Source organism: Rossellomorea sp. GQ25 (assembly GCF_059758515.1).
The window spans coordinates 39,115-53,281 of the sequence record NZ_JCAXEQ010000002.1 but is presented as its reverse complement, the minus strand read 5'-3'; the positions used below and the strand labels follow the sequence as shown (position 1 = coordinate 53,281).

Here is a 14,167-nt window from a genome sequence, read left to right as displayed (position 1 = left end):
CTCTTATTCTTGAAAGAAATATTTTCTCTGAGGTCTCCCGACACCTCCATAAGTAAGCTCCACCTTGATTTTCTTTTGTGAAACAAGATACTCTAAATAGCGCCTGGCCGTTGTACGGGTCACGCCGACTTCCCCTGCCATTTCCTCAGCCGTATAGCCCCGTTTGTGATCGGTTCCTATCCTTTTGAGTATGGAATCCAATGTAATCGTATCGATTCCTTTCGGGGGTTGTTGGGCAGTTTGAATGTTACTCGTGCTTTTTTTTCTATTAAACAAGGTGTCCACTTCATGTTGGTTTTCTACTTGAGAATCATTCATTCTCTCTTTATAGTGTTGGTATTTTAGTAAAGTATCCTGAAATCGGTTAAAGATAATGGGTTTCAGGATATAATCGAATGCCCCACCGCGGATGGCATTGGAAATATGTTCGGTTTCCTTTGCTGCTGTGACGAGGATGACATCTGTGCTGCGATAATGCTTTCTGATCTCCCATAGAAATTCACTGCCGGTTCCATCAGGAAAGTAGACGTCAAGTAAGATTAAATCAGGATTAACAACCGGTAAGACTTTTTTGGCTTCTGCAATGGTAGTGGCGATTCCGCCTACCTGAAATCTTTCCATTTGAGCGATGTACTGACTGTTGATTTCAGCTGTTTGAATATCATCTTCTATAATGAATACGTTCCACTTACGCAATACTTTCTCCCCCTAATGTTGCTTTGGAATACTAATCGTAAACCACGCGCCCCCAAGCTCACTATCTTCTACTGTCATGTACCCGTTCAGATGCTCCACACTTCTTTGCACCAGGTGAAGACCGATGCCCCTGTCTTTACCGGCTTTTGTAGAATAGCCCCTTTCAAATATTGAGTCTATATCCTGGATTCCCGCACCGCTGTCTTCTATTTCAAAAATAAAATCATCACCTAAATCAGTCATAAACAATTGAACCCGTCTGTTGTGTAATGGCTGGGATAAGACTTCTTCAAAGGCATTATCAAGAATGTTCCCAATGATGGTAATCAATTTTTCCTGCTGCACATCTATAAGTGGCGTTGTAATTGAGCTATCAGGATGAATCGAGAACGAGACCTTCAACTCTTGAGACCGATTATATTTTCCAATGATCAGGCCTGCCAGGACAGGATCAGGAACCGCTTTCAATAGAAATTGAATTAAGTCTTCATATCCAGAGGATTCCTCCTGTATGAGGGCTAATGCCTCTTCATGATGATGAAGTTGAATGAGACCTGCAATCGTATTCAGTTTGTTTCTGTATTCATGTGTCTGTGAGCGCAATATACCTGCATACTCTTGAACCTGAGACAGTTCTTTAGTAAGCTGATCGATTTCATCCTTCCTTCTGAAACTGGCAACCACTCCTACGATCTTTTCTTCTTCAAAAATAGGGAGCCTGTTGACGATGAGATCATGATGATTTAATGAAATTTCATCATCCAGCTGGCTTTCTCGCGTTTCCAGAACATCCATCATTTTCGTATCGGGAATGACTTCTAGAATATGTCTTCCCCTATTGGAGGACTGATGATCGAGAGCCAGGATACTGTGGGCTTTAGCATTTATTTCCGTAATCGATCCATGTTGATCGATTGCAATGATTCCTTCCCGGACCGATTCGATGATGGCCCGCTTTTCCTTGAACTGCATGGCGATTTCAGAAGGTTCCAAACCGAAAATCGCTTTTTTGATTCCTTTCCCTATAAAAAAGGAGCCGATGATTCCGATTAATAGGATGACAGTGACGAGTATCAGAACCTTAGTACGATAGGGAATGACGATGTCGTGGATACTGTCTTCAAGAAATCCGACTGACACTACCCCAATGATTTCGTTTTGGGAGTTTCTTATGGGAACCTTTCCTCTAACAGATGGTCCTAATGATCCCCTTGCATGAGAAACATAAGATTCACCCCTTATTAAGGCTCTTTCATTGTCTCCACCGACCATCTTTTTCCCGAGCCGTTCAGGCATGGGGTGAGAGTAGCGAACAGAGTCTCTATTGCCGACAACGATGAAGGTGGCCCCTGTTTCTTTTCGAATATCTTCTACCAGAGGCTGGATGATGTCTTCCGGCTGATTTGCATTAAAGGCCTCGATGACAGCCGGCATCTTGGATACAGATTGTGCCACCGCCAGTGCTTGTTTCCCTTTCAAGTCCGTAAATGTATCGGACAACATTCTAAAAAAGATGATGGATAGGGATAAAATCAATAATGAAAGTAGTGCTAATACAATAACGATAATCTTGGATTGAAGTGTGAACTTTTTCATTACAGGTTCCTTCTTTTCGGAAAATTCTATTATTACTAGAATAAAAGAGTTGATGGATTTGTACAAGGGGAGATGAGAATCTACTATAGATGAGTTTTAAACATACAACACGTGGTATATGAAACATAGTACATTAAAGAGGAGGATTCAAACGTTTTGGCAAGCATCGTTACAATCGGAGCCATCATTTTCATCCTGGTAAACTTAATCTATTTCTTTAAGGATAAACATTTCAAATACAGTTATTTTAGTACAACGCTTTTTTATAAGCTGTTTTTCGTACTTCTCAGTATCATGATTGCCTTTGCTGTACTCTATTACGTCCTGTCATTTGAGAATCCGATGCTGCGCGTTAGTTCACAAAGTGGCAAGCCTGTAGAGCATACGTTTCTCAATTATCTCTATTATAGCGGGGTGACGATCCTGTCGGTCGGGTACGGAGATTATATCCCGACAGGCCATATCCGATTTTTTGCACTGCTTGAGGCAGCCATTGGATTGCTGCTTCCGACGGCCTATTTTATGAAGGTTTTGGAGTCGAAGGGAAAAGAAAATAGAGAGAATGAATAGAAGAGAAGGTCTGATTTTGGTGTCCAGTGTGCTGCATCAAGTCAGGTTCTTTTTTTGTTTCTTGCCAGCTTCTTTCATCATGAATAGAATAGAGAGGGAATGAAGGGTTAAAAGGAGTGGCCGTAATAGAGAAAATAAAGAAAGTAATCTATCTTTTATTGGGATTAATATTTATGGGATTAGGAATGGTCGGTATCGTGCTGCCACTAATACCAACGACACCTTTACTATTGTTAGCATCCTTTTTCTTTGTAAGAGGATCCGAACGGTTTGAGGTCTGGTTTAAAGGAACCAGTGTATATAAGAAGCATTTAGAAGGCTTTATTCGTCATCGGTCCATGACACTGCGCCAGAAGGTTACGCTGTTAATTTTTTCAGACATCATGATTCTCATACCGTTGATTTTATCGGATCGTATGATTGTGAAGATGATCCTGAGTTTGATCATTGTCTATAAGTATTACTATTTTATTTTTAAGATAAGGACTGTAGCAGTTCACGGGGATTGATGGTGATATGGTCTTTTTGGGGGAGTGGTCCTCGAGCCTTAATAAGGGTATTTTGGTACCAAAACTGTGGCTTGTTCACAATTTGGCACAAGTTTTGCCAAAAGTGGCACAACAAGTTATGGGAAAGAGATATATTACGAGGTGGGGTAATCAAGTCCTTGACCGTCAGATAAGGTATTCCTGCCCCAACACGATGCCGGATTTATATTTCCGCACAAATTCCATTAAAATAAACACAAGAAGACCAAACTATCATTTCAAACAACATTCAGTTCATCTTCAAAAATAGCGTGTACCAGGTACAAATAACATCCATTGTACCCGGTACACGCTATGAGTCAACCCCGTTACATCCAAAGACTCGGCTTCACGACCATAAACCACAGCATAGCCAGTAGAAGGATTAGATAAATCCAAACGGTCCGATTCAATTTCCCAACCAGCCATTCCCGGTCGGCGTCCTTCTTTGCAAACTTCCGAAGTGTCGGTGAGAACGCTCTTGCGAGAAAGAACAGGGAGCAGAACATTATGACAAGGGTCATGATGATCCACGGTGTACTCCACGTCCAAGGTCCGAGTAGAACCAGGAGAATTCCTGATCCGACGAGCACGTGTCCTGCATGCTTGGAAAGTTGGACCGTGAAGCGGAATGTGTCCAAGTATGAAGGAAGCACGGAATCAGAAGCGGTCCGTAATTTTTTCATCATCGGCAATAGTATGAAAAATGGCCCGATGGAGGCCACGACACTAATCACATGAAGGTAAATCATTGTCCTGTATAGTAAATGTTCCATATGATGTACTCTATTCGGTCACTAAACTAAATTCGTGAACCCATACTCTCATGCTCGGGTGCCAAGGCATGCCGGGGTGATAGGAGAGGATGGCTTCTTTATATTCCTCTACCGATTGAAACCCTTCTTGCTTGGCATGATCATCTGTCAGCTCACCAAGTGATTGGGCGTAGACTCTTTCTACTATGTATTTCTTTCCTTGAAGCTCCATGATTTCTCCAATATCAGCGTATCTTCCGTTTCTTCGGGTTGCCGTTTTCTCACCTTTAATCACTTTTTCAACGTCCTCAGCTTTAGTAACTAGACGGTCGATAGTACACGTTTTTGGTGGTAGTTGTTGATTTGTCATTTGAAAAACCCCTTTCGACCTTTACTATAGCATAGTCTGGAGAGGACAGAGTAAATGTATCGTTATAATTTTGTCTCATCATTGAATCTTTTTTTCTAGCAAGGAACGTCACCTGGTGCTATGATGGGGGAATACTAAATACAGAAAGAAGGCCTCAGGGAGAATTGAAAAAGTGGCAAACGTATCTGATACTTGTGTTCATCATGTTGATTTGGGGCTTTAATGTTCCTGCATTAAAGGTTTTGGTGAGTGAATTTACTCCAGTAACGATTACATCTCTTCGCATCTTTACGGCAGGGATTACGGTATTTATTGTTCTTGGATTTATGAGGAAGATAAGAAAGCCAACTGCTAAGGAATTTTTGTTCATTATCGTCGGTGGCTTACTGAATGTCGTCAGTCATCATTATTTCTTATCAGTTGGGCTGACCGGAACGTCGTCGACAAACGGTGGACTGATCCTGGGAACGGGACCACTGTTGACGGCTTTAATGGCGACGATCATCCTTCGAAACCGACCGACAGTGATTAAAATCATTGGTTTTCTTTCAGGTAGTGTCGGGGTGACCATTATTGTATTGTCAGGGGGAGAAGGGATAGGCGGACTAAAAATGGGCGATCTGTTCATTTTTATCTCCATCTTTTCTCAGGCCTTAAGTTTCATTATCATCAGCCGGGCAGCCAAAACTCTGGACCCCCGTTTACTCACGGGTTATATGATGGTGTTCGGTTCCATTGTCTTATTTGCTATTAGCCTGGTAACCGAGCCGGGAGCAATGAAAGAGTTAGGAAATGCCTCAAGCTCAATTTGGCTTCTATTCTTTGCTTCTGCCATTTTAGCAACGGCAGTTGGGCACATGGTTTACAACCATTCGATTGGAAAAATTGGAGCCGCCGAAACATCGATTTTCCTGAATCTCAATACCTTTTTCTCCCTCGTAGGAGCAGCCATTTTTCTTAATGAAACCGTGGCGTTCTATCACTTGATAGGATTGGTGTTCATCGTTCTTGGAGTAGTATGTGGATCCGGTACGCTTGAAGAGATCGTCATCAGAAGAAAACAAAAGAGATTCCTAAAAGAAAAACAGAGGCATCAGATGTAGATGCCTCTGTTTTTTTATTTTCTACTAACGGGATGATCTTACGGTAGACACAGGGGAATATAAAAAATACCTGCAAATGGCATTGGGGATAGTCCTCTTTCTTTCTGCCCATACTGAAAAAGAAAAGTAATCTCCGATAGGGTGGTTCAATGATTTACATTTACAATGACTTTGGAGGGACTCATACAACGTCTCTTGCAGCAGCATATCACCTGCACATACTCCAGCCAACAATCAGCCCATTATCTAAGAACGACATCCTCAATATTCCTTACTTTAACCAGCTGACGAAAAAAGAGGCCGGACAAATCCTTTTTCGCGGGATAGACGAAGAGAATAACCCCGTGTATACGATAGGAAGGAGATCTTCAAAGTATGTCGTTCCTGCACTAACTGATTTGAGTACCATCCTGCTTAGAAGATATGGAGAAAGGGAGAAAATCATCCTTTCCAACACCTCGCCGACTGTTCCTCCCCTCATGACAGCTGGGGGGTTCTTATCAAGGGAGCTGGGAATCGATTCGATAGGCGTTCCTCTTCTCGTGAAAGGGGCGCAGCAATGCCACGATCTCATCTATCATCTCGTTGAGGAAACGAAACAAGTTTCCAAAGATTCCTATGAGCAGGTAGTTGTGTTGGAAAATAAAAAGTATCAATATAAAATTGGAAAAAAAATATCTTCTGGAAGAAATAAATATTATAACAAGTAAATGCTACTAGGTAAAATGTCTGTCTCGGTGAAGTTCAGAACGAACTGGAAAGAACCATAAATAAAGGTAATACTACAGTAAAAACGGAGGTGTCGACATTGGAAGGTAAACCATTTCACTAAGATGGCAGTCACCCTTTCGCAACAGGGGAAGCACAAGGGAACACTCCATTGAACTAACAGACGAAATAAGAAAGAATATCGGGGGAAACCCTTTTGAAGCTTCCGTAGAGGAAGAGTAAGTAACGGCTAAAACCTATGAACATTCGGATGTTGTCTATCAGACAGCATTCTTTTTTTAAAGATAAACCAAACCTTGGATAATTCCATCTTTTTTCTCACAGAATAATACAGCGGAAAATATGAGTAAAGGATGGATGAAGAATGGCACAAGTACTATACATTACGGCACATCCCCATGATGATACTCAATCGTATAGCATGGCGGTGGCGAAAGCATTTATGGATACGTATAAAGAAGTGAACCCTGACGATGAAGTGGTTCACATTGATTTGTACCGTGAACATATCCCCCATATTGACGCTGATGTTTTTAGTGGATGGGGGAAGCTTCAAACGGGGAAAGGGTTTGAAGAGCTTTCATCAGAAGAAAAGACGAAAGTAAATCGTCTCAATGAGTTATCAGAACAGTTTATTTCTGCTGATAAATATGTGTTCGTTACACCATTGTGGAATTTCTCCTTCCCGCCGGTGATGAAAGCGTATATTGACTCTGTAGCAGTTGCTGGTAAATCGTTTAAGTATACAGAGCAGGGACCAGTCGGTTTACTGACAGACAAGAAAGCTATTCATATCCAGGCAAGAGGCGGGATTTACTCAGAAGGACCTGCAGCCGGCATGGAAATGGGGCATCGGTATCTGAACATCATCATGCAATTTTTCGGTGTGCCTTCCTTCGAGGGTGTATTTGTGGAGGGGCATGCGGCGATGCCTGATAAAGCCTTAGAGATTAAAGAAAATGCCATTGCAAGAGCGAAGGATGCTGCTCATACATTTTAAACAACCAAGAAGAGCCTGAACATATGCGTTCAGGCTCACTTTTTATAGAATGGCAGGCTTCTCAATCTCATTTCCTTTCGGCTCAGGGACGAAGGCAAGAATGACAAGTCCGATAATAAAGAGGACTACGAGACTGAAAACGCCGCTATTGGATTCACCTGTCACTTGGGCGGTGACGGCCACTAACAAAGGTCCGAGGATCGAGGCGAATTTACCGAAAATATTGTAAAATCCGAAGAATTCATTAGCGTTCTTCTTCGGAATTAATTTTGCAAAGTAAGCCCGACTCAATGCCTGGATGCCCCCTTGGGAAGAAGCAACGAGCATAGCAAGAATCCAGAAGTCCATTGTGGTCTCCAGGAAGTAAGCGTAAATGCAAACGATGATATAAACGCAAATTCCTACATACAGCATCTTTTTTCCCGTGAATTTCTCCGCCAATCTTCCGTATAGAATAGCAAATGGTCCAGCCACTACCTGAGTCACAAACAGAATAATCAAGAGGTTAGTGGAGGTGATCCCGAGATCCGATCCGTAAGCCGTGGACATCGTAATGATGGTGCCGACTCCATCAATATAAAAGAAGTAAGCAAGCAGAAACAAAAATAATGCACGGTATTTCCTGATTTCTTTCATCGTTTTACCAAGGCGCTTAAAGCTATTGGCAACGGGGTTTTTCTCACGCTCGATAAAGTAGCGCTGATGGACATTTTTCACTAATGGGATGGCAAAGAGCCCCCACCATAAAGCGGTAATGACGAACGCGATTTTACTTGCGATGGTAACAGAGAAGGGGAGTATCCCGTTTTGGGACAAAATGATGATCGCGATGCTGATAATAAACGGGATTGTACTTCCTATATACCCAAATCCGTATCCCCGTGATGATACTCTGTTCATTCGCTCTTCGGTCGTTACGTCGGTTAAAAAGGCATCGTAGAAAACGTTAGCACCCGCTGAACCGACTGCTGCCACTGTATAAAAAATTAATAAGAGCAGCCACTGATCACTGGGAACGAAAGCGAGGAGGGCAGTGAATGTAACACCGAGGGCAAAGAAGAAAGTAAAGAATTTCTTCTTGTAGCCTTCATAATCGGCAATCGTTCCGAGAATCGGACCAATCATAGCCAGGATAAAGGTGGCAATCGCAATGGTATACCCTAAATAAGCAGTGGAATTAGCGGCACTGACTCCTGCGTTAGTAGCGGCAGCCTTATAAAATAGCGGAAATACTGCGGTCGAAATAATAATGGAATACGCTGAGTTTGCCCAATCATAAAAGATCCAGCTGTTTTCTTCTTTTGAAAAACGCTTCATTGGATTTCCCCCTAAGGAAACAAAATCTTTATTTATAATTCCAGTAGTTCTTCGATTGTTTTTCCATCTGTATCTCCCAGGTTAAGGCCGAGGAGACGCGCAAACGTGGGTCCTTCATCTGCGAGATGCATAGTGGGTATTTCGACATTTGAACGGATCCCTTTTCCTTTTGCCATGAAGAGGGTGGAGTAGTCTTCTTTTTCAGGAGAATATCCGTGAGATCCATACGTATAACGCTTTTCCTTTACATCTTCCGGGGTGATTGTATGGATGAAGGATCCTTTAAGAGTATCTTTAAAATAAAAGCCGATTCGTGCTTCGAGCATAAAGGTACAGTATTCATCGGCACCTTTTCTTCCGGCTTCTTCACCAGTGAGTATCTCTTCAATTCCATTAGACGGATCCATCTGTAATTGCTCCAATAGGGTTTGAACTGGTTGTTTCGTTTCAGAATCCTTCACGTATATATAGGCCGAGCCATCACATCCTTTGCAGTATGCTTTCCAGTCGATGACCTTTCCATGGTCATTCACTGTGATCAATCCATTTTCCTTTAAAAGAACGTTTAGCTGAATAGCCTTTGATTCATCCAATAGACTATGATCCCCAAGAGCGACAATAGTAGACTTTTCGTAGATGCCGTTACCCTTCAAGGCTTTAATGATTCTTCCCAACCGGGCATCATGTCGGCGTATGGCCGCATGTGCTTCTTCTGAAGAGAACCCATGGGAATGGCGCTGTGTATCAAGATCCGTAAAGTGCACAAGCAATAGGTTTGGTTTCTTTTTGATCGTTTCAACGGTGGATTCCAGAACGAAATCATCAAGTTCAGGTTGATCCAGACCTTTCCGTATGTGACCAAAGAGACGATTCATGTGTAATTGGTAGAGAGGACTTCCATTGAAAAGGGAAACAAGGATTTGATTATGCCAAGTCCGATTCGCGAAGATCTCTGGCATGTTGTAATCAATGTCCGCTTTCGCAGTCACAGGCCAGAGTAGAGCGGCTGTGGTCATATTTGCTTTCTTGGCTTCGTCATACAAAGTAGTACTCTTGATATGTCGTCGATGCCAATACCAATCTGGAGAAACCCGGCCAGGCTGAATGAATGTATTATTCACAACACCGTGACGATTAGGAAGCTTACCGGTGACAATGGTGGCGTGACAAGGATATGTCACAGAAGGGTAAATGGTCTCAACATTTTTGCAAAAGGACCCATGGGCGAGTAGTTCTTGAAAGTGAGGAAGACCTTTTAGAATGGGGTAATCCAAAGCAGATAAACAATCGAAAGATATGACAATCAGGTGATCCGTAATTCGAGTCATTATGGCCTCCAGCTTTCGCATAGGATTGTACTATATACCTATTAATATAGCAGAACATTCAGAATAAAAATATGAAATTTCGATTATGCTGACGTTAAGGGACCGTAAAGACGGAAGAGACATATAAAAAAAGAGATGGTAAATACCATCCCTGCCCTTTGTTGAGCTATATATTAAATCTTCACTTTTTCCCCGATTCGACTATCTTGCTTCACATCCAGGCTGCCTGAATATTCAACTGTATCAATGTCACAATTCTCGCCGATCACAACATTTTTACCACGGACCAGTTTCGCCCTCGTGTTCTCAAGGTACACTTCATCACCTTCAATCAGTTCTGAAAATAAGTAGTCTTCCTTTTGGAGAAAGAAGTTGACCACTTGTTTGATCAGTCTGTTCGAGTTGTGGTGTTTTACTGCAATCGTTTCGCCACCGATTTCTTTAATGGAGGATTCATGATTGATTTCAATTTGAATCCGGTCCGCGTTCAGCAGCCCCTCGATATGGACGGAGCCGGAAGATGAGAAGGTTTCGACTTCACAATCCTTTTCTACTTTTAAAGAGCCGCTTGCTTTAATCGATCCCCCTTGAATCTTTCCTCCAACCTTACATGACCCGCTCACCTTGAATGTCTTAAAGATAAGGTCTTTCGAAACAATGCTTGAACCACTTGTGTTCATTTCAGCAGCCATCACAGAGCCTTCATATTTGGAGCTTCCGCTTGTTGCAATCGTTTCTGCTTTTGTATCACCTTTAATGGTTGAAGAACCGCTCGTTTTAATGTATCCCGCTTTTACGTCACCTGAAATCGTACCGGAACCTGAAATTTTAAGCTCGTGGCAGTCGATGTCGCCATCGATTTTTCCGCTTCCACTGATCTTTACTGCATCAAATTTTCCTCCGCCAGACGTTCCGGATCCACTGATCTTCAAGTCATGAAGTTCTTTCTTTTCCACTGTATTCATTCTTCTTCTCCTCCAATTCAGGGAAGTTAGATCCCTTTTGTATTCGTTAACGTGATTTTTAATTCTTCCATCATCTGTTGTAAATCGAATTTCAATACGGTCTGTGCTAAATGGTCAACAAGCAATTCGGAATGAAGAGGAAGGAGCATCCATATATATTCCTCTTCTTTACGAAGACCAACAAGTTCAAGGGAAGAATCTTTCAGTGGAGTGAACTTCTCATGAAGAAATAGAAATAAGTTTTGCAGTTCTTCTCTTGGGACTTGTATCCTTTTCGCCTTCTCAATAATCAACATATTTAATAAATCAGGAAACTCAACTACCTTTCTTACCGGTAGAAGTGATGTACAGAAGGATAAGGTATGTTCCGATAGGATGTTGTGCGAAGGTAATTCATCTGCATGGACTTCAATCTTAGTTGGATTTTGTGAAAAAAAATCGGATAGTTCATCCAGTGAATAATCATCCTTCATCTCTTTAATTGTATCGATACGTGAGAGCACTTTTTCCCTGGGAAAGAACGTTTCCTGACCCGTGAAGCTGGATTTCTTAATAAACCAACTTTCCGGAATAATGTTCTTTCGTTTCCAACGGTAGAGCTGGCCATACGAAATCCCGGTCAGTTCTAATACTTCCTTCTTAGAAATAAGATCTGTTTCCAATGAGGGGGTCACCTCTTATCTGTAACAAAACATTGTTACGTTAATTTAAGGTTAGTTTAACAGAACAATCTTACGTTAGTAAAGTGATTATTGGAAAAATATTTAAAAATAAAAATGGCCCATTCAAACTGTCCAAAAATGTTTAAGGCCGGGGATCAAGGGTACTAAAGAAACAGAATGTTTTACATAGTAACATTAAAAACCGTAGAGAGGGATGAAAGAATGGGAGACGATCGTCGTACGAACGTGAATGAGAATAGCAAGGATGAACAGCTTGAGCAGTATCGCGTGGAGGACGAAGGAAAGTATCTTACAACCAATCAAGGGTTGAAGGTATCAGAAGACGAGTTTTCGTTGAAAGCCGGAGAGCGCGGACCTACCTTAATGGAGGATTTCCACTTCCGTGAGAAGATGACTCACTTTGACCATGAGCGTATACCAGAGAGGATTGTTCATGCTAGAGGTTTTGCGGCACATGGAGAGTTCGAACTCTATGATTCCATGAAAGAATATACCCGGGCTAAATTTCTTCAGGATACATCAACGAAAACCCCTGTCTTTGTACGTTTTTCTACTGTGGCTGGATCCAAGGGTTCTGCTGAGGCCGTGCGTGATGCACGCGGATTTGCTACGAAATTTTATACGGAAGAAGGCAATTATGATCTTGTAGGAAACAATATTCCTGTGTTCTTCATTCAAGATTCGATCAAATTCCCGGATCTTGTTCATGCGCTCAAACCAGAACCACATAATGAAATGCCCCAAGCAGCTTCTGCACACGATACGTTCTGGGATTTTGTAGCGAATAACCAGGAGTCCGCTCATATGGTCATGTGGGCCATGTCCGATCGGGCCATTCCACGCAGTTTCCGTATGATGGAAGGCTTCGGTGTTCATACATTCCGCCTGGTGAATGAAGAAGGGGTGGCCCATTTTGTGAAGTTCCACTGGAAGCCGGTACTGGGAACTCACTCTCTCGTTTGGGATGAGGCCCAGAAGATCAACGGGAAAGACCCGGATTTCCACCGCCGTGATTTGTATGAATCCATCGAAAATGGCGATTATCCAGAGTACGAGCTGGGAGTTCAGCTCATTAAAGAAGAAGATGAGTTTAACTTTGACTTTGATGTTCTTGATCCTACCAAGCTATGGCCTGAAGAAGAAGTTCCTGTGAAAATAGTTGGAAAAATGACCCTGAATCGCAATGTTGACAATGTGTTTGCAGAAACAGAGCAAGCGGCTTTCCATCCTGGATCCGTTGTTCCCGGGATTGATTTCTCAAATGATCCGTTATTACAAGGACGCTTATTCTCCTATACTGATACACAATTGATCCGCCTTGGTGGACCTAACTTTCATGAGCTTCCGATTAACCGACCGGTGTGCCCATTCCACAATAATCAGCGTGATGGATACGGCCGTCAAACGATTAACAAGGGCCAGGTGAGCTACCATAACAACTCACTTGCTAAAAATACACCAGCCCCTGCGAGTCAGGAAGAAGGAGGCTACACTCATTTTCAGGAGAAAATGGAAGGGCGTAAAGTACGTGCAAGAAGTGAAAGCTTCAAAGATCATTTCTCACAAGCGACTCTTTTCTGGAACAGCATGAGTGAGCCTGAGAAAGAACATATCGTTCAAGCCTTCAGTTTCGAGCTTGGAAAAGTGAAGAGCAAATCGGTTCAGAAGCAAGTCGTAGATATGTTTGCAAACGTAAGCATGGAACTGGCAAAAGGATTTGCCGAAGCAATTAATGTAGAAGTCCCTAGTGGTGAAGGATCGAAGGTAACCAAATCATCCCCAGCCTTAAGCCAGGAAAATACGATTAAGAAACCCGCTACTCGTAAAGTAGGGGTCATCGTAGGAAACGGCTTTAAAGGGGAAGAAGTGAAAATGGTTCTATCGGCTCTTAAAGAAGATGGCATCCAGCCGGAAATCATTAGTGACAAGCTGGGGATAAGAAAAGGGGATGACGGTACGGAGCTTGAAGTAGACCATACCTTCTTAACAGGGGAATCTGTATTATTTGATAGCCTTTACGTAGTAGGCGGAGAGAATGTAAATAAAAAGTTCTCTCAAGATACAACCTACTTTGTCAAAGAAGCGTATTCTCACTTCAAACCAATCGGTGCCACTCATGAAGGGACACACTGGCTGGAAGAAGCAGGTGTCAGCGGCTCTGGTGTGGTAACTGGGGAAGACATGAAGTCATTTGCAAATGAATTTACAAAAGCTATCGCAGCACATCGTCACTGGGATCGCGAATTAGAATAAGATTTTAATAGGAAGTCAGGGGAGGAATACTTTCTCTTCTATTTGAGAAGTGCTAGATCTGATCATTCAGGTCTGGCACTTTTTCAATAATTGAATCCCAAGCCGGTGGAACCTCAAGTGAAATTCCACTTTTACATCGTTCAAATCAATCGCTTGATTCACATCGTTGCACCTACTATACTCTTCAATCAACAGGTCAATCAGCCATTGGAAATGAAAAAATTCCCATAAGCAAAAATCTTGAAAGTCAGAAAAGGTCAAATTATACTATGTAT

Annotated in this window: 14 protein-coding genes; 6 read left to right on the top strand and 8 right to left on the bottom strand. The window is 42.2% G+C overall.

What is annotated here, in order from left to right; all coding sequences use genetic code 11:
* Positions 1 to 3: 3 nt before the first annotated feature.
* Both AC6CIB_RS06075 and AC6CIB_RS06070 read right to left on the bottom strand, forming a co-directional pair.
* Positions 4 to 696 carry a response regulator gene (locus tag AC6CIB_RS06075; RefSeq protein ID WP_498278786.1) on the bottom strand — a complete coding sequence of 231 codons (693 nt, stop codon included), beginning with the start codon at positions 694 to 696 and terminating at the stop codon, positions 4 to 6.
* Positions 697 to 708: 12 nt separating this feature from the next.
* Positions 709 to 2,292, bottom strand: coding sequence for an ATP-binding protein (locus AC6CIB_RS06070; protein WP_498278784.1), 1,584 nt, complete (start codon positions 2,290 to 2,292; stop codon positions 709 to 711).
* A 156-nt stretch (positions 2,293 to 2,448) separates the two neighbouring features.
* On the opposite strand from AC6CIB_RS06070, the gene AC6CIB_RS06065 reads away from it, so the two are divergent.
* Together AC6CIB_RS06065 and AC6CIB_RS06060 are read left to right on the top strand one after the other, a co-directional pair.
* Complete coding sequence (locus AC6CIB_RS06065) at positions 2,449 to 2,862, top strand: ion channel (RefSeq protein WP_498278782.1); 414 nt, start codon at positions 2,449 to 2,451, stop codon at positions 2,860 to 2,862.
* Positions 2,863 to 2,978: 116 nt separating this feature from the next.
* Positions 2,979 to 3,371 (top strand): YbaN family protein, encoded by a 393-nt coding sequence (locus AC6CIB_RS06060; protein ID WP_498278780.1) that lies wholly within the window; start codon positions 2,979 to 2,981, stop codon positions 3,369 to 3,371.
* A gap of 347 nt (positions 3,372 to 3,718) precedes the next feature.
* Here the strand turns inward: AC6CIB_RS06060 and AC6CIB_RS06055 are convergent, their stop codons facing one another.
* Together AC6CIB_RS06055 and AC6CIB_RS06050 are read right to left on the bottom strand one after the other, a co-directional pair.
* Positions 3,719 to 4,165 carry a hypothetical protein gene (locus AC6CIB_RS06055; RefSeq protein ID WP_498278778.1) on the bottom strand — a complete coding sequence of 149 codons (447 nt, stop codon included), beginning with the start codon at positions 4,163 to 4,165 and terminating at the stop codon, positions 3,719 to 3,721.
* Positions 4,166 to 4,175: 10 nt separating this feature from the next.
* Positions 4,176 to 4,514, bottom strand: a complete 339-nt coding sequence (locus AC6CIB_RS06050; RefSeq protein ID WP_498278776.1) for an ASCH domain-containing protein — start codon at positions 4,512 to 4,514, stop codon at positions 4,176 to 4,178.
* Positions 4,515 to 4,678: 164 nt separating this feature from the next.
* On the opposite strand from AC6CIB_RS06050, the gene AC6CIB_RS06045 reads away from it, so the two are divergent.
* The 3 genes from AC6CIB_RS06045 to AC6CIB_RS06035 all read left to right on the top strand — a co-directional run bounded on the left by AC6CIB_RS06045 (position 4,679) and on the right by AC6CIB_RS06035 (position 7,346).
* Positions 4,679 to 5,617 (top strand): DMT family transporter, encoded by a 939-nt coding sequence (locus AC6CIB_RS06045; RefSeq protein WP_498278774.1) that lies wholly within the window; start codon positions 4,679 to 4,681, stop codon positions 5,615 to 5,617.
* A gap of 149 nt (positions 5,618 to 5,766) precedes the next feature.
* The gene (locus AC6CIB_RS06040; RefSeq protein ID WP_498278772.1) at positions 5,767 to 6,327 is read left to right on the top strand and encodes a DUF3189 family protein; all 561 of its coding nucleotides are present in this window, start codon (positions 5,767 to 5,769) and stop codon (positions 6,325 to 6,327) included.
* A gap of 383 nt (positions 6,328 to 6,710) precedes the next feature.
* A complete protein-coding gene (locus AC6CIB_RS06035; RefSeq protein ID WP_498278770.1) occupies positions 6,711 to 7,346 on the top strand; it encodes an FMN-dependent NADH-azoreductase in 636 nt (211 codons plus the stop codon).
* A 42-nt stretch (positions 7,347 to 7,388) separates the two neighbouring features.
* Here the strand turns inward: AC6CIB_RS06035 and AC6CIB_RS06030 are convergent, their stop codons facing one another.
* The 4 genes from AC6CIB_RS06030 to AC6CIB_RS06015 form a co-directional block, all read right to left on the bottom strand.
* The gene (locus AC6CIB_RS06030; RefSeq protein ID WP_498278768.1) at positions 7,389 to 8,663 is read right to left on the bottom strand and encodes an MFS transporter; all 1,275 of its coding nucleotides are present in this window, start codon (positions 8,661 to 8,663) and stop codon (positions 7,389 to 7,391) included.
* Positions 8,664 to 8,695: 32 nt separating this feature from the next.
* Complete coding sequence (locus AC6CIB_RS06025) at positions 8,696 to 9,991, bottom strand: alkaline phosphatase family protein (RefSeq protein WP_498278766.1); 1,296 nt, start codon at positions 9,989 to 9,991, stop codon at positions 8,696 to 8,698.
* 173 nt (positions 9,992 to 10,164) lie between these two features.
* Positions 10,165 to 10,956: a polymer-forming cytoskeletal protein gene (locus AC6CIB_RS06020; RefSeq protein WP_498278764.1), complete on the bottom strand. Its 792-nt coding sequence runs from the start codon at positions 10,954 to 10,956 to the stop codon at positions 10,165 to 10,167.
* 26 nt (positions 10,957 to 10,982) lie between these two features.
* Positions 10,983 to 11,618 (bottom strand): DUF4004 family protein, encoded by a 636-nt coding sequence (locus tag AC6CIB_RS06015; protein WP_498278762.1) that lies wholly within the window; start codon positions 11,616 to 11,618, stop codon positions 10,983 to 10,985.
* Between the two features lie 222 nt (positions 11,619 to 11,840).
* Between AC6CIB_RS06015 and AC6CIB_RS06010 the strand changes: the two genes are divergently transcribed.
* Positions 11,841 to 13,892, top strand: coding sequence for a catalase (locus AC6CIB_RS06010; RefSeq protein WP_498278760.1), 2,052 nt, complete (start codon positions 11,841 to 11,843; stop codon positions 13,890 to 13,892).
* Positions 13,893 to 14,167: the final 275 nt, after the last annotated feature.